Below are 22,329 nucleotides of genomic sequence, written 5' to 3' on the forward strand. Positions count from 1 at the left end.
TCCAGGCTCGGATTTATATACAAAATTTGCCCGGAGTAATCTGGATGGATACAGCCACCAAAGCGTACCTTATATCTGTGGGGACCGTGGAGCTTCAGGGTTTGACGCCGCAGGGTCCTGCATCCACGGCCGGACCGAGCGCAGGTGAGGGCTCGGTTTTCTTCAAATCCGGAGATAGGATCGTCCGGCTCACGGTCGCCCCGAGTCGGCTCAGGCTTGTGTTTGAGGGTGAGGAGCATCTCATACTCGAAGGAGACAGAGTTGTGGCCCGCGGGCATCTCGTTGAGCCGCTGCTCCACTGCCCGGATCAGGCTTACATAACCGTATCTGAGAGATGCATTTACGACTGCAGGTTCTGCGCGGTCCCTAAGCTCATGGGCCCGACGAAGTCAAAGGAAAAGGTCATCGAGATGGTAAGGCGCGCGGCCATGACAGGCAGGCTAAAGGCGATCTCGCTTACGAGTGGTGTGGAGGTCTCTCCAGAGCATGAGGTCGAGAGGATCGCAGAGATCGCGCGCGCACTGAAAACCTTCAACGTTCCCATCGGCATCTCCGTCTGTCCGACGGAGCGATCGAATGAGATTTTAAGGAGAGCAGGCGCTGTCGAGGTCAAGTACAACCTCGAGACGCTCGATCCTGATATATTCCAGACTGTATGCCCCGGGCTCTCATTTGAAGACATAAAGAATGCTCTTGCAGATGCTGTAGGCGTCTTCGGCATAAACAGAGTCTTCACGAACGTGATAGTGGGCCTCGGCGAGTCTGACAGGGTTCTGCTGCAGGGAATAGATGAGCTCACAGAGATGGGAGTGATGCCCGTGCTTCGTGCTGTCTACCCGCATCCGCTCCGCATTGCAGATCTGGAGATGCGCAGGCCGTCCGCGGAAAGAATACTCAGACTTGCAGAGCATCTGAGGAGGGCTCTGGACAGAAACGGACTCAGAGGGGATTTGCCCCTGACAATGTGCTACCCGTGCACAGGATGCGATCTCATACCCCACCGGGATCTGTGAGATCTCCTCGAATGACCGATTCCCTGTGTGGGAAGAGCACTGTGCGGTATCTCAGACAGGCAGCATTTCCCGCTCTGATACATATCTTCACAGGAGGCGCTCAGGGCTCAAAATCCTCATCACTGTCTCAGGCAGGCCTTCTCATCATCGCGCCATGTGTTCACGCCGGACTGTGCGATATCTTGATACGAAGATCGTGATTGCTGGATCTGCTCATGGAGCATCGTGCTTCACAGATTTTTATAATGCACCACGTCGCAAAAGAGATTTACGCCTCAGCCACTGCCTGGAGCTGGGACCTTGGCCGGATAAGAGCCAAAACCCAGAGATTCGGGCTTTACTGCTTTTTGAGGTCTGAGACGCCTTAATCCTTATTTGGACACGTCCTAGACATGAGACCAAATATTTCTATATCGTTCTCCTGATATCCTCTCATGTACCGTTCGATGATGCTGATAAACGGGGAGCGTGTTGAGGGCGCTTCTGGGAGATATGACCTCATACATAATCCAGCAAACCAGGAGGCTGTGGCGGAGGTTGCGATCGGAGATGTCATTGATGCTGTCAAAGCGCTCGAGTCTGCACAGCGTGCATTTCCAGGATGGTCATCCATACCTGCAACAAAAAGATGTACCCTGCTGCATGATGCAGCTGAGATCGTGAGGGAGAGAGCAGATAACATCGCGAAACTTCTCACAATGGAGATGGGGAAGCCCATCAGGGACTCCAGGAGGGAGGTCCTCTCAGCCGCCGATTCTCTAGATTACTTCGCGGAGGAGGGGCTGAGAAACATTGGAGAGTGGATCAGCGCGGGCGATACGAGGAGCATAGTGGTAAGGCAACCAGTTGGTGTTGTCTCCCTCATAACACCCTGGAATTATCCTGTGGAGCTGCTCGCCTGGAAGGTCGGCCCGGCGCTCGCTGCGGGCTGCACCGCAGTGGCGAAGCCATCAAGTCTGGCGCCGGTTGCGGCCACGGAGTTCGTCATGGCGATCAACGACGCCGGACTTCCGCCGGGTGTTATGAACATCGTCCATGGATCAGGTGACACTATCGGCGCTGAGCTTGTGAAGAATCCGATACCGAGAAAGATCTCATTCACTGGCGAGACATCCACAGGTAGATGGATAATGGGAACCGCGGCAGAGTATCTGAAGAGGATCTCCCTTGAGCTCGGCGGGCACGCGCCCATGATCGTGTTCGATGATGCGGACATTGATACAGCCGCAGGCGCATGCGTGAGAAGGGCATTCGGCAACATGGGCCAGGTCTGCATTTCCGTGAACAGGGTGTATGTGGATGAATCGATTGCAGAGGATTTTACGGAGAAGGTGATCAGGAGAACGCTAGAGCTCAGGATCGGCGACCCGCTAGATCCAGATGTGGATCTGGGCCCGATGGTGAGCGAGGCCCAGCGGAGAAAGACCAGGGAGCACATAGAGGATGCTGTTGATAGGGGTGCCAATATCCTCTGCGGCGGCCGCGAGCCCGAGGGATTCACCAGAGGTTATTACTTCATGCCCACCGTTCTAACAGATGTCGATCACACCATGCGTATCATGAGGGAGGAGACGTTCGGGCCAGTCGCCCCGATCATGCGGTTCAGGGACGAGGAGGAAGCTGTCAGGCTCGCGAACGATACAGAGTACGGTCTTGCAGCTTACGTTTATACAAACAGCCTGAGTAGAGCGGTTCGCACAGCTGAGAGGCTCGAGGCGGGAAGCGTCGGTGTGAATGTCGGAAGCGTTATAGATCGCCACGCTCCATTCGGCGGCTGGAAGCAGAGCGGCATCGGCAGGGAGCTGTCCCACAGAGGCATCGAGGAATATATGGAGATAAAGCACATAAGGCTGGGGCTCTGAAAGCTCTCCTGAATGGTCGAGAGCATAGATGCCAGGGGCGCTGCTAGGGCAGTGTTCTTCACGGTTGTAATAGTGGCAGTATACAGCGCCATCTACATGATTCTCATGCGGTATGAGGGCAGGTCCGAGCTTGCCCATCCGATGAACGCTGTGTACTGGGTTGTGATGACCATTACGACCGTCGGCTACGGGGACATAGTCTTCAGCAGCTCTCTGGGGCGCCTATTCAGCATCGTGGTGAGCCTGAGCGGTATAGCTCTGGTCTTCGCTTTTGTCTTGCCTGGCATCGTGACACCGTGGTTCGAGCATCTCGGAAGAGAACTTCCCGAAAGGGTGCCGGAGTGGATGAGCGGCCACATCCTGATCTGCGGCTATGGCCCGATGGTCGAGAGGCTGACAGAAAGGCTCGATGAGATGGGAATTGAGTTTGCGATAGTCGAGAGCAGAGAATCTGTGGCAAGGAGCATCTTCAAAAGGTACATTACCGTCTGGGGAGACCCATCGGATGTGCAGGTCTTGAGAAACGCAAACATATCGACGGCCAGGATGGTCATGGTGAACTATACAGATGAGGTAAACGCGGATGTGATTCTTACGATCAGGGAGGTCTCCAGAGTCGAGATAATCGCGATGGTCGAGGACCTGAGACACTCCAGGTTTCTGAGCTATGCCGGAGCCTCCAGGGTTCTCTCGCCCAAGACGATGCTGGGAACGTTCGTCGCACAGATATCAAATCCATCCTGCGGGGAGTGCATTTTTCCAGGGGCGGTTCAGCTCTTTGGCACTTTGAGCCTGGTGGAGGTACCTGTGCTTCCTGGCAGTCCTCTCTCTGAAAGAGAAATCTCAGATCCTCTCCTGATCCAGACAGGGGCTGCTATCGCCGGTCTATGGAAGAGGGGGGAGTTCATGCCCAGACCGGCTGGGACCGAACGCATCTCCACCGGATCGGTCGTTCTTGCAGTGGGGGATTCGGAGCAGCTCATGCGCCTCAGGTCGCTGGGTGCTGGAGATGAGATGGAGAAGAGGTTTCTCGTCGTGGGATACGGCGACGTTGGGCAGAGGCTTGTCCGAGTCTTGTGCGAGCACGGGGTAGTGCCTGTAGTTGTGGACAGGCGGGATCTGGCCACGGATCGGTTCGAGCACGTCAGGGGCGACGGCTACTCAGAGGATGTCCTCGTCAGGGCTGGCGTGAAAGAGGCAACATGCATAATGATCATGCTGAACAACGATCATGACGCGATATACGCGACACTCGTCGCCAGGAACCTGAACCCGGACGCGTTCATAATAGCAAGAGCAAACCATCTCAAAACCACGGAGAAGCTCTACAGGGCTGGAGCAGACTATGTGGCATCTGTGCCTATGGTAGGAGCAAGATGCTCCTGAACATGATCACCCCGGAGAGCGAGGATCTGACGATACTCTATGAGGGCCTGGAGCTCAGGAGGTATGAGGTCCGTAGAAGATCCCATATGGCACGCAGGACTTTGAGAGAGCTGGCACTCATAGAGCGTTTCGGATGCGCTGTTGTGGCGATCAATCGGGCCGGGGATGCCTTACTAAGCCTCTCAGGGGAGACGGAGGTACTGCCTGGAGATGTGCTCATCCTCCTCGGGCCGCCGGGATCCATGGACAGGTTCAGCAGGGTCTTCGGAGATGGTGGATAGATGGAGGGGCTTATTCCAGCGGCTGAGCGCGACAAAGCTTTGGGCATGGAGATCTACATCACCAGAACTCCTGGCATCGGTGGGGTTATACGCAAGAGCCCCGAGGATTTCGTCGTCGAGGAGATATTTGATGAGGATCATTACGAGGGTGGGAGGTATCTCGTCGTCGAGGTCGAGAAGCGTGACTGGGACACGCACAAACTGGTAAGAGAGATCGCGAGGGCCCTCAGAATAAGCCAGAGGCGAATAAGCTTCGCAGGCACCAAGGACAGGAGGGCGGTCACAAGGCAGAGAATGGCGATCATGAACCTCGATGAGGATGAGCTGATAGATCTGAGAATCCCTGATCTCAAGATCTCTGTTCTCGGAAGAACAAACAGGCCTCTCGGTCTTGGAGATCTGAAAGGCAACCGCTTCAGGATTGTGATAAGAGATCTCGCAGTCGATGTAGATTCCGCCAGGGAGCGTATGGAGCGCATAACCTCTGAGATACTGGAGATCGGGGGAGTCCCGAACTACTTCGGCGTCCAGAGGTTCGGCGAGATCCGGCCTGTGACGCATCTTGTTGGCGAGGCGATCGTGAGAGGAGATCTGGAGCGTGCGGTATTCACCTATCTCTCCATGCCATTTGATGGTGAGCCTGAGGAGACGAGGGCTGCGCGTGAGGAGCTCTGGGAATCGGGGGATGTGAGAGCAGCGCTCAGGAGATACCCGAGGCATCTCACATACGAGCTGGCTATGCTGAACCATCTGGTCTCCAGTCCAGGAGATCATGCAGGCGCTTTGATGGTTCTCCCTGATAACCTGAGGAGGATGTTCGTTCATGCCTACCAGTCATATCTCTTCAACAGAATGCTCAGCATGCGTCTCCGGAGATGCCTCACATTCGAGCCGGTGGAAGGGGATATCGTCTGCTTCTCCAAAGATGGAATGCCGGATGTGAGCAGGATTGAGAGAGTGACAGCAGAGAACATCGAGGCCGTAAAGAGGTTGTTTGATCGAAAACGCGCATTCGTCACCCTCCCGCTGATCGGATATGAGTCTGAGCTTGCTGATGGCGAGCAGGGCGAGATCGAACGTAGCATCTTGGAATCAGAGGGGATTTCCAGGGAGAGCTTCTCTGTGAAGACCTGTCCGGATCTGAGCTCACCCGGCGCGAGAAGGCCAGCTCTTCTGCAGGTTGATCCGGTCTTCGAACTTGGTGCTGAAAGCGCATGCATTCGGTTCTCCCTTCCTCCTGGATCGTATGCAACGGTGGTGCTGAGGGAGTACATGAAGGATACCAGGGATGTATCCGAATGAGGATTAGGTGTGTCCGACCTGTTTGAGGCAATAAGGTCCGGATTTCTGGCCTCGGCTCTTATTCGGACACGTCCGATAGCAGGAGAGCAAATGATAAATCACATGAGGTGCTCCTGGGGATATTCTAACTATAGGGAGACGCCGCTACTGATTCGTACATGGCAGATCCGCAAAACCAGAGATCCGGCATGAACCTCACATATTCGGGAAGGACCAGACAGAAGTACCTCGGGAACAAGGGGCTCATTGTGCTCATATCGCTACTGAGCGCCTTTGTACCGCTATCGACAGATCTGTATCTTCCTGCGCTTCCTGGAATGGCAGATTATTTTTGCGTCTCTTCAGACCTCGCAAACCTCACCTTAACAATGTTCTTCCTATCATTTGGCGCAGGCACCCTCCTTTGGGGCCCGCTCAGCGACAGGTATGGCCGCAGGCCGATGCTTCTTATAGGTCTCTCCTTGTATTCAATTGCCAGCCTCGCATGTGCGTTCTCCACAGATATCCACCTGCTGATAGCATTTCGCGCTCTGGAGGGGATCGGCGGAAGCAGTGGGTTTGCCGTGGCCACTGCCATGATCAAGGATGTGTACGATGTCAGGAGCAGGGAGCCCATATTGGCAGTGGTACAGACGATGGTCCTGATTTCCCCGGTGTCGGCGCCTGTTATCGGTGCCATCCTGCTAAAATTCACTACATGGCGCGGGCTCTTCGAGGCCCTGGCATTCATAGGCTTACTGGCACTTGCAGGAAGCATCGCTCTCCAGGAGACGCTGGAGAGACGCTGCAGCGGCTCGCTGCTTCATTCACTGGGAAGGCTGTATGTGGTTGCAAGAAATCCAGCGTTCGCATCGCTTCTGCTTCTGTTCTCTCTTCCAAGCATTTGCGCGCTGGCCTTCATAGCATCATCCTCTTACATTTACATCAGGGGCTTCGGGCTGAGCGAGCTGGAGTACAGCTACTTCTTCGCGTTCAACGCCATCGGGATGATCTCCTCTCCGACAATCTACCTGAAGCTCTCAAGAAGGATGTGCCGCAGGTCATTCGTAACGATGTGCTTCGGTGTGATGATCTTGAGCGGGACGCTGATTCTGATTCTGGGGACATGGAGCCCATGGATATTCGCAGTCGCGCTCCTGCCATCGACAATCGCCGCGGGGGCTGTTCGCACGCCAGGGACCAACCTGATGCTCGAGCAGCAGAGGGAGGATACGGGATCTGCAGCTGCTCTGATGAGCTGTTTTGGAATAATTGCAGGAAGCATCGGCATGACTTTGATATCCATGACCAGGGAAAACATGATTCCGGCTCTGGGGATGATGTACATGCTCATCGGCACCATCTGCGCAATACTGTGGCATTACATCTCGAAGAAACCATATGTTAGTCACGTTCCTGACAGATATGCCACAGCGACAGGTAGCTGAGAAGATGAGGAGGGCGTGCTTATCACTATGTGCTGAATGTGCGTGCACGCCACAGGCGTATGATTACAGAATGCTCAGCTGCTATTAATAAAAATTCACAAAATTTTCTGTCAGTATGCAGCTCCTCGCCATGCTCAATAGGTCGATGTAACTTGCCCTCTCGGCAGATTTCTGGATCTATGACTGCGCCGATGATAGCGGCTTCTTGATCATAACATAAGTACGCCCACGATATTGAGCAAATATCTTTCCTGAAAATCTATGCATCCGCATATCTTTCGGCGAAGCTCATGCTTTGGATGCGCATCCTGGAAGCTCCACAGTCATCAGCACTCTGTCAGTCTCCTCAACCAGTCTCTCCTGCGTTACGCCGAGGATGCCTGCGAGGAGCGCAGCACCTCCCGCGCCGACCCCTTCCTTCACGAAGCCCCTGGTGAACGCCTGGATCACGGGAATCCTGGATCTCTCAAGGCCTGGATCGACAACGTAGTAATTCCATCCTGAATCCTCGACGATATCTCTGAAGCTTGCGCTGGGATCCTCGGCCACATATTTTGTTGTGGCTATCGAGAAATCGCCCTCGATCCCAAGCCGTTTTGCCAGAAGGAGCACTGCAGCGAGCTGGGTTCCGCCGGAGAGAACCACACGCGTGGTTGAGCCGATGCCTTTGAGAAGGCCCAGGGCACATGGGATCATCGGGTCTCCGAACTCCACGATCGCCCGCATTATGTCATCTCTGAATTCCCCTGGCTCTGAATCGCATCTCCTCAGAGCCTGCCTGACGATCTCCGACTTGAGCTCAATTGGGTTTGAATCGAAGCTGCTGCTGACGCTCCCATTGTATCCTATGGCGCGCAGGACTGCGAGAGCTGTGGTTGTGCCTCCGGCGATGGACTCTCCAATGAATATGCAGTCTGAGAGTGCCGATACCTTTCTTCCGAGGAGCGCGGCCTTCTCCAGTATCTCAGGAGCCTCGGGCACGCCTGGGGTGTATCTGATATCTCCGCCTGCCGCACCACCAAGTTCAACATATGGAACAGCGGGCTTCTTATCAAGACCGCTGGCGACGAAGAGCGCCGGAACCCCAGTCAGGCTCAGCGCGGCCCTTGTGATTATGCCGGGCGTTGGGCATCCGCCGGGCGTCTCCGGAAGCCCTGGCATTGTGACGATCCTGTTGAACTCGACCAGCTCCGCATCCGCGCCCGGTGTGTAGAACGTGAACTCGGGCGTGACGCCTGCGGCGCTCACTCCTGGGATCTTTCCGACGTGTGTGTTTGAGATTATGCACATGAAGAGAGGCCGCAAGGGCCTGAAATCGAAATCCGGGTGTATCCATCTGGGCATGATCTATACTCTGCAAAGGTCTATATTAAATCAACGGTGGATTATTTAAATCAAATTTATTTGACTAATGCTCAAGAGCGGCTTAGCAGGCCGCGATTCGTCTGACACTTCCGCCCCACAGACCTATTCCAGATGGCTTATTCCAGATCGCCTTCATGATACACATGTCACTCCTTGAGGGCTGGATTCGCTACGGCCCCTGGCCATCGATTTAACTCTGGGGGAGAGGGCGCAGTGTGAATGAAAACGAAGCCCTCCCTGCCTATGGCATTCTCAACGATAGATAGTTCTGTGATACAAGTGGTGGCTATGAAGTGGATAGCCCTGCCCTTCGGGGCAGGATAGTTCACTGCATGTAGGCGTCTCAAAATTGCCAGGAGCATTGATTTATGTGGATCGCATTGGGCGTGTCCGAATAAGAATGAATTTAGAGATCTGTGGCTTACTCCTTGTGGATGGAGAAGACACTTAATCCTTATTCGGACAGGGTCATCGCATTTCCGCACAGGATCAACACAGATCTGCATCATTGCTCAAACAGTTTCGAGACGACTTCACACATGAGTAGAGAATGCTGGAATAATTTCTGTAAAAACACCTATGACCCAAGGTCACCCATGTGAAAATGGACCTTTGCGAGAACCATTTTCATACCAATGTTTATGTTTTGCATATTTTGCTCGATATCGCGAGTGTACTTGAGTTATGATCAAGAAGCCACTATCATCGGGGCAGTCATAGATCCAGAAATCTGCCGAGAGGGCAATTCACCCCAACATATTGGGCATGTTCTATTTTGAGCCTGTCTCGCCATCCCGCTGTCATCGATAGATATGATTAGCAACTATAACCCAAATAACATATCCCAGCACCGACTAATCTTAGTGGATGAGGTCATCGATGGATATGATCAGCACCTATAACCCAAATGCATGGCAAGACACCATGTCATAACTGATGGGCAGCTGGTTTCAAGACGACTTCTTACTATTACCTCGCGAGGAGGTGTTAGTGTTATTCAGACAGCCCCATCCATGCTCCCGCCAGAGCAGAGGGTTCGCAACCATAACATATTTATTGATTAATAACTATCTTAAATGTGATTTTTAACTTTTGAGATGCCTAGATAACCTCGCGAATCAATACATTTTGATTTCATTTTAAATTTTAAAATTTTTTAATTATATGACGGAAAACGCATTCAGAGGGGCCATAACATAAAATAATGGTGATATACAGGTTGCGTAGAATGCTTTCTCTCTCCGAAATGTTTATACATAGAAACCATTAAAATATTTCATGGGGTAGCAGATGAAGGGACTGGGCATTGTTTGTAGCCCGACTACGCGAAGCTGTATCCGGTTTTCAGCTTGGCTTAGCCTCGGTCTCCTTTTCGTATCCCTCCTGCCATGTACGATACCCTCAGCATGCGCCTGGCCCTTCTGGCTGCCCCTCCCTACCTCCTCCAGCCCAGAACTGGAGATGACAGTCAGAACCGATTTTACGGATGTCGCCGCCGGCGATGTACTGGATTACACCTGCATCCTCAGAAACACCGGAGATCGCACACTCTCAAATATATCTGTTACAGATGGCACCAGAGAGATAGGGTTTCGCGACACCCTGCCACCAGGGGACGTCTTCAGCATAAGAGCGAAGACGCCACCTATCTTATCACCATCACGGTTCAAACTCACAGCAAGCTCAGATGGGAGAGAGTTGGCATCCCAAGAGTTCAGCATCGGGGTTGTGGAGAAGGAGGAGCGCAGTACACCATACCCTGCTCTCAGGGCAACTGTTGAGAGCAGCAGGATCGGAGGAGGTTCTGAGCACAGGATACGGATCGCGAATACTGGGAAGACCGAGCTGAGACGCGTTAAGATAGTCGACCGCAGGAACAGCGTCCTCGGCATAATACCTGCGCTTGCCCCAGGGGAGAGCCATACGCTTGTGATAGGCTCAGTGGATGTTACAGGTCTTAGAGTCCTGGCTTTAAACGAGGCCGGAGAGCATCTTGCCGGTGATGTCAGATACACTGGGTCACGCCCGGGATCCGCAATCGCTGCTGAATCCTCAGAGACCACCCTCCGGACTATGGAGTACAGGCCATCCAGCAGCCTGGATCTGATCCTAGAGACGAGCACTACCAGAGCACGAGCTGGGGAGAATATCAGCTACCGATGTACTGTCATAAACTCTTGCAGCGACGTTATCTACAACGTGGATCTGCTCTGCCATGAGAAGAGAATGACAACCCAGTTCATCCTTCCCAAAAGATCTGTATGCATAGAGGGTAACTTCACCATCAACTCCACGACAGAGATCAGAGCGAACGTATCCGGGAGCGACAGGAATGGTGCTCTAGTCACGAATGAGACATCTGTGCTGATATGGGTCGTCTCACCTGAGCTGAATATAAGTGCCAGCGCCGACCCCCCAAAGATAATATCGGGAGGGGTGACAAATATCACCGTCAAACTGGAGAATTCCGGATCTGATTTGCTCAGGGATATCGTTGTGGAGGACAGCTTCGGCCATATAGGGGAGATAAAAGAGCTGAAGCCAGGTGAGGTGAGCCATGTAAGCAGGAAGCGACAGATCACCTCATCGATAGATGATATTGTAATGGCGTCTGCCAGGGACTCAACTGGCAAGGAGATTTATGCGTTCTCACAGATAGCTGTGCATGTCTACCGAGCCGGTATGAACCTCTCGCTGGATCCATCAGAGCTTTTTCTCTATCCGGGAGAGGAGACAGAGGTCCTGTGCACAGTGGAGAACACCGGGGAGGTATCTCTCAGGAACGTGACGCTTGCTGGAATCAGGAGCGCCAGGATCGGGGAGATCCCGCCAGGAACTGAGACGAGAATAGCTGCTTCCATCTCATCCGATATCTCAAAAGATGTAACGATCACCGCAACCGGATACGGGGATGGCGATCAGGTCGTCTCCGACACTGCGGTTCTATCGATGAAGGTAATCAGGCCGAACATAACGCTGTCTGTGATGCCGACTCGCGTTGTGACCCCTGCTGGAGATGAATTCAACGTGAGCTGTCTCGTCTCCAACTCCGGCACGGATCTCCTGCATGATGTGCAGATCTCGGAATCCGAGATCGGGACTGTTGCATCCCTTGGAGACCTGGCGCCTGGCGAGTTCAGAACAGTCACTCCTTCAATTTCCGTTAACAAGAACCGCACGCTGAGATTCACGGCCGCCGGAAGAGACGCCCGCGGCAGGATCTGGAGCGCAGATGCATCCTCTGAGGCGGTTGTGGTCGAGGCAGCTTTGAATCTCAAGATCAGCGTCTCGCCAGAGGCGGCACGCTTTGGGGATAAGGTGAGGATCTCATGCACCGTTGAGAACGTGGGCGGTGTGCCGCTGCAGGAGATATTCGTAACGAGCAGGGTCATAGGGCCCATGGGAAGCATAGATTTCCTGGCCCCGAAGCAGAGGAAAACTGTGACCATGACGATACCGCTCACAATGGACATCTCGGATACGGTTACAGCTGAGGGGCTGACCCCATCGAGAGGGCATGTTCTGGATAGGGAGCCCCTGAGCATAAGGCTTCTCAAGGGGCTCGAGCCGAGGCCATCGGGAAAATCGCAGAACAGCGCTCCGGCTGCATCAAAAGCAGGCGTGTATGTTAACGATTCTTCAGTAAAAGAGATCGGCGCGAATGCATTAAACGAGAGCGAATCGATCGCATCGCTCGCCAAAACAGTCACATCAAACACTACCAGTTCCTTCACAGATGGTGCAGCTGGGAATTCATCCTCCGGAAACGCGGTCGCATCTGAGAACGTGAGCAGAGCTGTAAAGGAGAGGGCATCTGATGTGCTCAGCTCAGATGGACACCGCGAAAGCATTCCTACATCGAAAGATCAGTCTGCTCTCTCAATCCTCAGAGATGTGATCAGATACATCCAGGAGTTGATAACGAGAAAGCAGATCGATGTCTCGAGACAGAACGCCACTGGCAGAGATGTGTCATCTGAATCTGGCAACATTTCCCTGGAAGCATACGATCCATCCCTGAACACAACACTGGGGATAGAGAGCGTGAGGGATATTCGGGTTCCGGTCCGCATTCTGGACGTCACTGCTATACCGCCAGAACCTGTTGCAGGTGCTCCTGTCAGGGTTGTCGCCCACATCAGAGGCGACTCAGATGTTGATACTGTCGTCCTGGAGTACGGGGTGGCGGACCAGAGCATAGCCAGAGCCGATATGGTAAACATGAAGAGGACCTCCCAGATCAAGATGCTCCTTGAAAGCGGTAGCAAGAGTGACGGCTATTGGAGCTGCTTGATCCCCGGGCAGAGCGCGGGGACAATTCTGGGGATATCGGTCAGGGCCGAATGCGGCCAGAGCAGCGCAGAGGATGGGCCGTACATGCTGCAGTGGGTCTCCCAGGCTCCATCAAGAAGACCGAGCCCTCTGCCTGAGACGAAAACAAAGGGAGACGGAATGCTCTACATCGAGTCCACGACTGTTAGCGGAAGAGGGGAGGTCTCGATAAGAGACACGTTCATGGAGAACTCTATGTCATATGAGGAAGACCTGAAGGGAAGCGGGAGCCTGGACATGGAGTCTGTCAGGTGCATGGAGAAGTCGAACCCCACGGTCAACTTCACCGAGATCAAGGATATCTCCTTCGATGGCGGCGTTCTGAAGGGCTTTAAGCGGTTCGACTCGCCTGTCTTCCACGGCGGGATGGGCGCAAGCATCACAGAGCGATTCAACATGAGCCAGCTCGATAAGAGCGAGCGAGGGATGATTCGATCTATAAATTACAGAAACAACACGGTGGCGTTCTCCACAGAGCAGGCGTTCGAGGGAATGTGGAATACCAGAACCGAGTACTCCAAGTTCAGCAAGAAGATGAAGGCTGATCAGAGACTCAATGGAAGCTTCCAGATACAGAAGAACATAAAGTTCCAGGACTAGCGACCTCCTCTCACCGGCCGAGACGGAGTTTGCGCTTCGCTCTTATGTCTTTGGCAACTTGTCGGGCATGCAGACGGGCCGCTAAAAGCACTCTACTTTCTAGAAGCACTTTCTAGACCGTGTCCAGTAACGTCTAGCCTAGCGTAGGGAGGCTAAAAGCACTCTACTTTCTAGAAGCACTTTCTAGACCGTGTCCAGTAACGTCTGGCCTAGCGTAGGGAGGCTAAAAGCACTCTACTTTCTAGAAGCGCAGCAAGACAATGCCTCTCAAGTCATTAGATGGATAAGAGCGTTGCACTTTGCAGCTATCACGTGCTCCGATCGGTGCATCTGCCCCTGAAGAGTACAAGTGAAACTCCATGGGACCTGAGCTCATCTTTCAGTATCTGCTCGATCTCCTGCTCAGGCGCAGGCATATCCACGATCCTCATCTCAGGCATAAGAGCTTTTAGGACATGCTCGAGATCGAAAACCTCCTGGAATCCTGTCATTGCAGCGACGCGATTCCAGATCACGCCCACAAGCACGTTCTTCCTGCTCCAGATGGCATTGATCAATCCCTGGATGCCGGTATGCGCAAGCGCGTAATCCCCCACGATCGCGATCCCCTTCTCCCTGAAGCCAGATGCGACTCCGATCGATGAGCCGAGGCCGTAGACCATGTCCACAGCTCCCATCCTCAGGGAGAGTATCGTGCATCCGGCATCGCCCGCGATCGGCACATCAATTCTGGAGAGGGCTTTGTAAAGGGGCAGAAACGGACATCCCTCGCATATCGATCTCCTCGCGGGACGGCTTGCAGCAGTCTCCATCTCGATGCTTCCTCTGAGATCGGAGATGTGGATCAGGCTGAGCGCAGTTCTGAGATCATTTGCTTTGACGCGTCCGTACGGGAGATGGCCTGTAAGCCTGCCGCGCACGTCTTTAAGATGAGACTCTATGAACGTCCCCGGTCCCTCTGCCACAAGGACGAGACGGTGCATCTCCAGAAACCGCTCGATGGTCTTCCATGGGAGCGGATAGGAGTATAGAGGGGCGAGCAGCGACGATCCGGTCTCCTCGCATACCCTCTCTGCCATCGGAATCACAGATCCAGCTGCTATCACACCCCGATCTCCGCGGAGCTCCACCCGAACTGACGCCTCTGATACCTCGCTCAGAGCGGGAAGAACCTTCGCCAGATGCCTCTGGCGGCGACCCTTCGCCGTCAGATCCCAGATGGATCTGTCGAAGCGTCTTGGCGTCTGCTGGAGAGATGCCGGCACGCCCTCTCTGATGACAGCCTCAGTGCTTGCATCCTCGAGCACATCTGAGGTGACCCTCAGTATTACAGGTATAAAGTACTCCTCCGACACCCTGAAAGCCTCGGTGACAGCTCTGTACAGACCCGGAGCTGCGGGATCGAGAACTGGCAGCTCTGTCAGCGGGCCGTAGAATCTGCTGTCCATCTCGATCTGCGAGCCTCTCGGTCCGAGATCGTCTCCCACTAGTACCACGATACCAGCGCCTGTGGTGTGAGTCGCAGATATAACAAGGGGATCTGCGAGTATGTTCATGCCGAGCTGCTTCACAATTACCAGAGATCTGATGCCTGTGGCAGATGCACCCAGTGCGCACTCGAATGCGACCTTCTCGTTCACAGCGATCTCAGCCCCGAGAGACTGAGCGAGATCTGTTATCGGGTAGCCTGGTACATATGCGACGTAGCCCACCCCCACATCCCTCAGGGCCTTATATATCTGCTCTAATGCTCCTCGCATAGCCACTCCGGCACAACAGATCGATCAGGGTCTCCAAAGTACGGCACTGCAGCAACCGCGCCAATGAGCCCCTGCCCATCCATCACAATCTCCAGCCCGGCGCTCTGCGCGGCGTTCAGTGCATCCTCATAGCTCACCCTATCCAGCCTACAACGCTTTGCATATTCGAACAGCATGGATGGGTCGAAGCTCCTGCATACCACCATACCAGTCTCATCTGAGACTGTGTATCTCTCAAGAAGATTCCTGAAATCCTCTATCATGCCACGCTCTCTTCCGGGGATGCATGCGAACTCCACCGCGGTCGAGACGCAGTTCTGGGTCTTCGTGGGAACGGGGAATAGCTGAACGAGAGAGTGTGAGATGTACCTCGCCTCGTATCTGTCGACCTTCTCGGAGATGTTGTGCACGAGCGACCATGTCGCTCCTGTGGTCTTCGAGTCTGTGTTGTCGACCCCGATCACCAGCCGCTCCCTTCTCGGGACGACAATGGTTCCTGTCGCCACCCTCCCCCCACCTGCCTCTGTTGTTCTCGATCTCAGCACATCTCCAGCTTTCGCCCTTGTGAACGTGGCACCGACACCACCTCCTCCGAGGCCTGTATAGGTAATCTCGACCTCATCGCCTTTCACAAATACAGATGAGATGCCAGCGGACCTTTTTGAGGATATGAGATCCAGATCCACCTCTCCTGTTCTGACGAAGTATCTGAACCACTCGCCCAGGTTTCTTGAGGACACAACCAGCGGGCCCTTGCTGTAGTGATACCTGGCCCAGGCAGAGCCGCCGTAGCAGCTGGACCTCTCGAGTATCTCCACCAGATCCCCGGACGGGCTGGAGATGGCATGTATCTGCTTGTATGCCACCACGTAGGGATCATCCAGATCGCAGACCACCAGACACACCTCTTCTCAATACATCTCCATGCACCCTTCATGCCGACCCAGGGTCCCACGCGCACCGCAAAACCGACTGTGACCGGCATTGTCGAGATACACCCACAGCCTCGTGGTATGTGTGCCCCTGGATGGCGATTCCTGATAAAATACTCAGCGAATCGAACCAATGATCAAATACATCAATGGGAGTGATGGTTCACCCCCATAAAAAAGCTCCGCTGGATGAGAGCGTCTCCGGCAGCGCGCAACCAATGTGCAGATCGGAAAATCCCGTTGCCTTCGGCCAGTGAATTTCCTGCTACACACAGCTGATTGGAGATCACTTTTTAATTCAGGAGGACTCGCTCTGGCTGAGCAGAGCTCTGAGCTTCTGTATCCGCTCCATGGCTCTGTTCGCCTCCTTGAGCTTCTCCTCCTCGTAATATTTCAGTATCTCATCTATCGATGCCTTGAGCCTGTATACCTTCACCGGCCTGCCGGTGCCATCGTTCCTCCGCACGCTCTCCTCTATCCAGTTGTGCTTCCTCAGGGTTCGCAGGGCTATACTCACCTCTGGCTGCCTCAGATCTGATCCCCTCTCGATGTCTCGAGACGTGGCCTCCTCCACGTTTGCCAGGTAAGCAAGCATGTTCGAGACCTTTCTTGGAACCCCCAAGCTCCGAAGGATCTCGACCACCTGCATATCCCTAGAGTCGAACTTCATCACATATGACTCCTTCATGCTACTCCCTCAAGATTGTTCCCTTCAGAATGTAAGGTGGAGTTTATACTATAAATAGTTTATTTCTGTTAAATAATTCTAATCAATCTTTTTACTTTGGTACATGATATTAATAGTAAACAACATATGCGCAGCCTCTTGAGAATGAAGTTGAGGGCTCTCAGAGATCGCATTTGCCCAATATCGTGAGCGTACCTGAGTTACTTGATCAAGTGAAGTTGCTAAAGTCGCTATCATCTGGCATACGCTCTTATCCAGCCGGTAATTTGCCGGAAGGAGCAGTGCTCATGCTATGCGTTTGTGGCGAATGAATGAGTGATATTACCAACCAGATCGCATGCCATACAAGTTGCTACGCATATATGAGCGCTGGCATATTCGTTCATCCAGAAATCTGCTAAGAGGGCAATTTACCTCAACTTATTGAGCACGTTCCAGAGATCCACAACATGCAAGCTGATCTCAGCATATCTGCAGAGCGTTCTGATATGAAGCAGATGCAAAGCTGAACAGCAACCAGCTGCGGTCATGAATGCAAATTATTAAGTTGATGCATCTGCCCGTCATCTCGCCACATGAACGGTGCCATTCGATCACACAGAACGTGGCAGTTATATATGATGCTAGGAGACTGTGATTGATGGCAGTACCTAAAATAGTGGGCATCATTCCTATCCTGATACTGATCGTCGTGCTCATCCTGCTCGCTCTGCCATCAGACAGTGTGGATAGGATTCGCGTCTCCGGATCCACCACCGTCATGCCCCTTGCAGAGCTCTGCGCCGAGGAGTTCAATTTCATGTACAGGGAGTACATGGTGACGGTCACAGCCGGCGGATCCGGTGTGGGGATAATCGACGCTGCCGAGGGAAGAGCGGATATAGCCATGTCCTCGAGGGAAATAAAGCCCTCTGAAAGGGCGCTTTATGAGAGGCCTGATCGCAAATTCAAGGAGATACTGGTCGGCTACGATGCGATAATAGTAGTCGTGAGCCCGCAGATATACAACAGCAGTGTGAGGAGTCTCACAGCGACAGAAGTCAAAAAGATATATTCCGGAGAGATAAGAAACTGGAAATCCGTCGGAGGCCCTGATAGAGAGATCATGGTGGTGGGAAGAAAGGCGGGCTCCGGTACCAGGGACACATTCAATGAGATCATCATGGGATCCGCGGCCGCTGAGACCCCGGGTGTGAGCATCGAGGCCCTGGACAGCTCTGAGGTCAAGACCGCGATACTCGGGAGCGATAGGGCCATAGGCTACCTAGGATACAGCTATGTCAGGACTGGTGGAGTTGTTCCGCTCGCGCTGGATGGTGTCTATCCAACTATGGATAACATCAGGGGCGGAAACTACACGCTCGCTAGGAAGCTGTACTTCTACACATTCGGCGAGCCGACCGCTGGAGCAAAGGCATTCATAGACTTCGTTCTTGGACCGGAGGGTCGGAGAATAGCGGAGACGAACGGGTTCATCCCACCATGAGCCGAATCCCTGTGTGCATCAGCCCGTCGAGATCAAGATCGTATCCGAGAACTCCATGAGTGCAGCTGGGAATAGAGTATGAGAATCATATGCAAACAGGCGGGACGCCGCTTTTCTGTGACGATATGTCAGTTTGGTCTGAGGGTGTTATCTTGGTGAGATTTGGCGTGCATATATCGATAGCTGGTGGCATTCACCTCTCTGTGAGGAGGGCGATCGAGCTTGGATGTGATACATATCAGATATTCACATCGAATCCGAGAGGCTGGCACACAAAGCAGCTCTCAGATGATGTCATAGAGGCCTTTAAAAGCCAGCTCAGCCGCTCGGGAATATGGCCGGTTGTGGGACACATGCCATATCTTCCTAATCTGGCCTCCCCCAGGGAGAGCGTTTATTCCAGATCGGTACAGGCACTGAAGGATGAGCTGATGAGATGCAGCGCCCTGGGGATTCCGTATCTGGTAACGCACATGGGAAGCCACCTGGGTTCTGGCAGAGATTCAGGCATATCCCGCATAGTCGGCGCGATCGAGGCCGCACTCCCTGATTCAAATGGCACAAAGATCCTTCTGGAGACAACATCTGGATCAAAAAACAGCATCGGTGGCAGGTTCGAAGATCTTGCTGATGTCCTGGAGAGGGTTGGGTCGGATCTACTCGGCATCTGCCTTGATACTTGCCATGTATTCGCTGCCGGATACGATCTCAGGGACGAGAAAAGCCTGGATGCAACCCTGAGAGCATTCGACAGCACCGCTGGACTGAAAGACCTCATGCTGATCCATCTCAACGACTCGGTGGGCGATCTCGGATCTGGCCTGGACAGGCATGAGCACATCGGCATGGGCAAAATCGGATTGAACGGATTCGCAGCGGTGATAAACGATTACCGCCTCAGAGAGCTGCCCATGATACTGGAGACGCCTGTCGATAAGAGGAGAGACGATCGTGGGAATCTCGAGGTCGTCCGTGGAATCAGCCGAATAGTGCCCTCATGACCAAGATCATCGCGTCCCTTGAGACCGGCTTAACGAGGTACGTGCTCGCTCCAAGATCGTAGCTCTTCTGTATGTCAGAATCCGCATTGGAGCATGTCAGCATCACCACGGGTATTCTGGAAAACCTGGCGTCGCCCTTAATGCTCTTCAGCACCGCCATGCCACCCATGTCCGGCAGATTTATATCGAGAAGAATGAGATCTGGCAGGTGCTCCCCTGCCCTGAGCATATCCTCGAGAATCCGCAGAGCCTCCGCACCGTCACCTGTGATCTGCATGTCTCCATCGAGACCGCTCTTTCTCAGAACCTTTCTTGTGAGAAAAACATCCTCCGGATTGTCCTCTACAAGGAGTATCCTGAGCTTTCTTGTATCTTCACCCATAATGCAAGCACTTCTTGAACTCATCTGCAACCAAGCTTTCTGAATCTTTTTAGCAGGCTCTTGGTCCTTTACCTCACAGTTTATCTAGTTTTCTCTGGACGTTTCCACGGGTGAGGAGAGCCACCCTGCTGAGGCTCACCTGGTCCTCCAGTGTGTATCCCATGGATTCGGCAAGCGCCGAGGCGAAGCTCACGACCTCCTCATGTGATGGCATCGCGTCTCTCGATAACCTGTATCTCGATCTGCCGAGGTGCATGTAGGCCTTTACCTCCACGAAGTCCGGCTCTGCATCCAGAAGTCGGGCGTATGCATCGGGGTTGAACATGTTCACGCCCCTGATGAGCGTGATCCTGACCACGGTCCTGCATCTCAGATCGCGCATCATGGCCAGGCTCTCCAGGATGCGATTCCAATCCCTCCCGCCGGAGACCCTTCTGTAGGTATCCTCGTCCGGAGCGTTTATGCTTATGTAGAGCTGCGTCGGATCCACATCTTTCAGAACATCAGGATTCGTGCCATTGGTGACCAGGAACGATGTCATCCCCCTCTCGTTTATCGCCTTTATCAGACCTCTGAGATGCGGGTAGAAAGTTGGCTCCCCCATGAGCGATATCGCCACATGTTTTGGTGTAGAGGCATCCTGGAGCCTCGCGCGGTCGACGACATCGGAGCCCCAGTAACCGGACAGTATCCTCCTCTGCTCCCTGAGCACTAGATCCAGGAGATCCTCCGGCTCGGTCCATCTCTCAGGCAGTGGAAATGAATCATCCACAGGCCGCCAGCAGTGGAGGCAGAGATGGTTGCAGTGCAGCACCGGCGTCATCTGCACACAACGATGGCTCTCAATGCCGTAGAAGTGATGCTTGTAGCACTGCTCTCTCCCTCTCAGGCTCCTCTTAAGCCACAGGCATGGCTTCACCGCGCCTTCCCCAACGAGATGGTACCCCTGTCGCTCAAGTGCCGCAGGATCCATATCCGCCTCCATTCAGTTTACGTTATTTGCCAAGATCTCCTTGATGTTCTGGTTCTATTAATTTATCCGATTTCATGGTCCTCTGGCAGCTCATCCCACTCCTTCGATAAAACCGCTACCGCATGTGCCCTCACCTCAGAGGGATCGACAGGCATGCGTGCCACGCCGCTTTCAATTGCAGCTGCAGCCACAGCCTCTGCCACCGCAGGAACAACCCTCCTGTCCAGCGGGGATGGAATTATGCAGTCCTCTCTGACCGGATCGACCAGAGACGCTATCGCGAAGGCGGCAGCTCTCTTCATCCTCTCATTTATATCGCTCGCCCTGACATCGAGCGCGCCCCGGAATATGCCCGGGAAGCCAAGAGCGTTGTTCACCTGGTTGGGATAGTCTGACCTTCCGGTGGCAACAACCCTCGCGCCCGCTTTCCTCGCCTCATCCGGCATTATCTCAGGCACTGGATTTGCCATCGCAAACACCACCGGGTCCCTGCCCATTCCCTCGACCATATCCCTGCTGACGATTCCTCCAACAGAGAGCCCTATAAACACATCCGCACCTCTCATCGCATCTCTCAGGGTGCCGGTAATCCCCTCTGGGTTCGTGAGTTCAGCCAGCATCCGCTTGATGGGGCTGAGATCCTCCCGCCCCCGATGGATTATGCCCTTCCTATCGCATACCCTGATATCCCTCACGCCGAAGTCCAGCAGGAATTTTGTCACAGCGACCCCTGCGGCCCCTGCGCCGGATACAGCTATCGAGATGTCCTTGAAGCTCTTGCCGACCAGCTTCAGCGCGTTTATGAGAGCTGCAACCACGACAACCGCGGTTCCGTGCTGGTCGTCGTGAAATACAGGGATGTCAAGCCTCTTCTTGAGCTCCTCCTCAATCTCGAAGCACCTGGGCGCGCTGATATCTTCCAGGTTTATGCCGCCGAAGACCGGAGAGATCCTGACCACGGTCTCCACGATCTCAGCTGGATCCTTTGTGCTCAGAGCTATCGGAAAGGCATCTATCCCCGCAAACTTCTTGAAGAGAAGCGCCTTGCCCTCCATGACGGGTATCGATGCCAGCGGCCCTATATCACCGAGGCCCAGAACCGCGGTGCCGTCTGTGACGACGGCCACCATGTTCCCCTTCGATGTGTAGAGATACACATCGTCCGGGTTCCTGCTTATCGCGAGGGAGGGCTCTGCCACACCGGGTGTGTATGCGAGGCTGAGATCTTCAGCATCCTTTAAAACGACTCTGCTGGAGATGGCTATCTTGCCCATTATGTGGTACCTGAGAGCATCGTCTTGAAGCGACATCGCTGGGCATCTGGATGCATTTGAGATAAATATTGCTGTGGATTCTAAGGACTTGTCCGGATAAGAGCTGTGGCCAGAAATCTGGATCTTCCCCTCTTTTGCACATCATAAACACCTAATCCTTATTCGGACGCGTCCGATTCTGATCATGCCAGAGATTGGTAAATTCGCCGAACAGTCTCTGTAATCGGTATTCCATGGCATAACACTCCATGAAATTCTGCGAGCC

General features: G+C 53.7%; 16 protein-coding genes. 9 read left to right on the forward strand and 7 right to left on the reverse strand.

Going from position 1 to position 22,329, the window contains the following annotated elements; all coding sequences use genetic code 11:
* The first annotated feature begins 44 nt into the window (after positions 1-44).
* From MTHE_RS02005 to MTHE_RS02030, 6 genes are all read left to right on the forward strand, one after another.
* Complete coding sequence (locus tag MTHE_RS02005) at positions 45-1,013, forward strand: radical SAM protein (RefSeq protein WP_011695585.1); 969 nt, start codon at positions 45-47, stop codon at positions 1,011-1,013.
* 434 nt (positions 1,014-1,447) lie between these two features.
* Entirely contained in the window at positions 1,448-2,875 is a 1,428-nt protein-coding gene (locus MTHE_RS02010) for an NAD-dependent succinate-semialdehyde dehydrogenase (protein WP_011695586.1), read from the forward strand.
* Between the two features lie 12 nt (positions 2,876-2,887).
* A complete protein-coding gene (locus tag MTHE_RS02015) occupies positions 2,888-4,261 on the forward strand; it encodes a potassium channel family protein (RefSeq protein WP_011695587.1) in 1,374 nt (457 codons plus the stop codon).
* A complete protein-coding gene (locus MTHE_RS02020; protein WP_011695588.1) occupies positions 4,252-4,542 on the forward strand; it encodes a TrkA C-terminal domain-containing protein in 291 nt (96 codons plus the stop codon). The genes MTHE_RS02015 and MTHE_RS02020 overlap by 10 nt, the downstream gene beginning before the upstream one ends.
* The gene (gene truD / locus MTHE_RS02025; RefSeq protein WP_011695589.1) at positions 4,543-5,844 is read left to right on the forward strand and encodes a tRNA pseudouridine(13) synthase TruD; all 1,302 of its coding nucleotides are present in this window, start codon (positions 4,543-4,545) and stop codon (positions 5,842-5,844) included. It begins immediately after the preceding gene.
* Positions 5,845-6,032: 188 nt separating this feature from the next.
* Positions 6,033-7,271, forward strand: coding sequence for a multidrug effflux MFS transporter (locus tag MTHE_RS02030; RefSeq protein ID WP_175265695.1), 1,239 nt, complete (start codon positions 6,033-6,035; stop codon positions 7,269-7,271).
* Between the two features lie 288 nt (positions 7,272-7,559).
* Here the strand turns inward: MTHE_RS02030 and cobT are convergent, their stop codons facing one another.
* Positions 7,560-8,615 carry a nicotinate mononucleotide-dependent phosphoribosyltransferase CobT gene (gene cobT, locus MTHE_RS02035; protein WP_011695591.1) on the reverse strand — a complete coding sequence of 352 codons (1,056 nt, stop codon included), beginning with the start codon at positions 8,613-8,615 and terminating at the stop codon, positions 7,560-7,562.
* Positions 8,616-10,097: 1,482 nt separating this feature from the next.
* Between cobT and MTHE_RS02040 the strand changes: the two genes are divergently transcribed.
* Positions 10,098-13,568 carry a COG1361 family protein gene (locus MTHE_RS02040; RefSeq protein WP_175265696.1) on the forward strand — a complete coding sequence of 1,157 codons (3,471 nt, stop codon included), beginning with the start codon at positions 10,098-10,100 and terminating at the stop codon, positions 13,566-13,568.
* 308 nt (positions 13,569-13,876) lie between these two features.
* On the opposite strand, the gene MTHE_RS02045 is transcribed toward MTHE_RS02040, so the two are convergent.
* The 3 genes from MTHE_RS02045 to MTHE_RS02055 form a co-directional block, all read right to left on the reverse strand.
* On the reverse strand, positions 13,877-15,328 hold the full coding sequence (locus MTHE_RS02045; protein ID WP_011695593.1) for a thiamine pyrophosphate-dependent enzyme: 1,452 nt from the start codon (positions 15,326-15,328) through the stop codon (positions 13,877-13,879).
* A complete protein-coding gene (gene mmp11 / locus MTHE_RS02050) occupies positions 15,313-16,233 on the reverse strand; it encodes a methanogenesis marker protein 11 (RefSeq protein WP_235619478.1) in 921 nt (306 codons plus the stop codon). The genes MTHE_RS02045 and mmp11 overlap by 16 nt, the downstream gene beginning before the upstream one ends.
* A gap of 325 nt (positions 16,234-16,558) precedes the next feature.
* Positions 16,559-16,948 carry a hypothetical protein gene (locus MTHE_RS02055; protein ID WP_011695595.1) on the reverse strand — a complete coding sequence of 130 codons (390 nt, stop codon included), beginning with the start codon at positions 16,946-16,948 and terminating at the stop codon, positions 16,559-16,561.
* A 640-nt stretch (positions 16,949-17,588) separates the two neighbouring features.
* Here MTHE_RS02055 and MTHE_RS02060 point away from each other — a divergent pair.
* Positions 17,589-18,434 (forward strand): phosphate ABC transporter substrate-binding protein, encoded by an 846-nt coding sequence (locus tag MTHE_RS02060; protein WP_011695596.1) that lies wholly within the window; start codon positions 17,589-17,591, stop codon positions 18,432-18,434.
* A gap of 155 nt (positions 18,435-18,589) precedes the next feature.
* Positions 18,590-19,435 (forward strand): deoxyribonuclease IV, encoded by an 846-nt coding sequence (locus MTHE_RS02065; RefSeq protein WP_235619494.1) that lies wholly within the window; start codon positions 18,590-18,592, stop codon positions 19,433-19,435.
* Here MTHE_RS02065 and MTHE_RS02070 read toward each other — a convergent pair.
* From MTHE_RS02070 to MTHE_RS02080, 3 genes are all read right to left on the reverse strand, one after another.
* Positions 19,413-19,817 carry a response regulator gene (locus tag MTHE_RS02070; RefSeq protein WP_175265698.1) on the reverse strand — a complete coding sequence of 135 codons (405 nt, stop codon included), beginning with the start codon at positions 19,815-19,817 and terminating at the stop codon, positions 19,413-19,415. The two genes, MTHE_RS02065 and MTHE_RS02070, sit on opposite strands and share 23 nt — an antisense overlap.
* Before the next feature lie 73 nt (positions 19,818-19,890).
* On the reverse strand, positions 19,891-20,790 hold the full coding sequence (gene twy1 / locus MTHE_RS02075; protein WP_011695599.1) for a 4-demethylwyosine synthase TYW1: 900 nt from the start codon (positions 20,788-20,790) through the stop codon (positions 19,891-19,893).
* 62 nt (positions 20,791-20,852) lie between these two features.
* Positions 20,853-22,100 carry an NAD(P)-dependent malic enzyme gene (locus tag MTHE_RS02080; RefSeq protein WP_175265700.1) on the reverse strand — a complete coding sequence of 416 codons (1,248 nt, stop codon included), beginning with the start codon at positions 22,098-22,100 and terminating at the stop codon, positions 20,853-20,855.
* Positions 22,101-22,329 lie beyond the last annotated feature (229 nt).

The sequence above is a fragment of the Methanothrix thermoacetophila PT genome, assembly GCF_000014945.1.
GTDB lineage: Archaea > Halobacteriota > Methanosarcinia > Methanotrichales > Methanotrichaceae > Methanothrix_B > Methanothrix_B thermoacetophila.

Bases quoted from the DNA above. Each gene is read 5' to 3' on its own strand.
- MTHE_RS02005 (WP_011695585.1), top strand. From the start codon at position 45: ATGGATACAGCCACCAAAGCGTACCTTATATCTGTGGGGACCGTGGAG.
- MTHE_RS02010 (WP_011695586.1), top strand. From the start codon at position 1,448: ATGTACCGTTCGATGATGCTGATAAACGGGGAGCGTGTTGAGGGCGCT.
- MTHE_RS02015 (WP_011695587.1), top strand. From the start codon at position 2,888: ATGGTCGAGAGCATAGATGCCAGGGGCGCTGCTAGGGCAGTGTTCTTC.
- MTHE_RS02020 (WP_011695588.1), top strand. From the start codon at position 4,252: ATGCTCCTGAACATGATCACCCCGGAGAGCGAGGATCTGACGATACTC.
- truD (WP_011695589.1), top strand. From the start codon at position 4,543: ATGGAGGGGCTTATTCCAGCGGCTGAGCGCGACAAAGCTTTGGGCATG.
- MTHE_RS02030 (WP_175265695.1), top strand. From the start codon at position 6,033: ATGAACCTCACATATTCGGGAAGGACCAGACAGAAGTACCTCGGGAAC.
- cobT (WP_011695591.1), bottom strand. From the start codon at position 8,615: ATGCCCAGATGGATACACCCGGATTTCGATTTCAGGCCCTTGCGGCCT.
- MTHE_RS02040 (WP_175265696.1), top strand. From the start codon at position 10,098: ATGACAGTCAGAACCGATTTTACGGATGTCGCCGCCGGCGATGTACTG.
- MTHE_RS02045 (WP_011695593.1), bottom strand. From the start codon at position 15,328: ATGCGAGGAGCATTAGAGCAGATATATAAGGCCCTGAGGGATGTGGGG.
- MTHE_RS02055 (WP_011695595.1), bottom strand. From the start codon at position 16,948: ATGAAGGAGTCATATGTGATGAAGTTCGACTCTAGGGATATGCAGGTG.
- MTHE_RS02060 (WP_011695596.1), top strand. From the start codon at position 17,589: ATGGCAGTACCTAAAATAGTGGGCATCATTCCTATCCTGATACTGATC.
- MTHE_RS02070 (WP_175265698.1), bottom strand. From the start codon at position 19,817: ATGGGTGAAGATACAAGAAAGCTCAGGATACTCCTTGTAGAGGACAAT.
- twy1 (WP_011695599.1), bottom strand. From the start codon at position 20,790: ATGGATCCTGCGGCACTTGAGCGACAGGGGTACCATCTCGTTGGGGAA.
- MTHE_RS02080 (WP_175265700.1), bottom strand. From the start codon at position 22,100: ATGTCGCTTCAAGACGATGCTCTCAGGTACCACATAATGGGCAAGATA.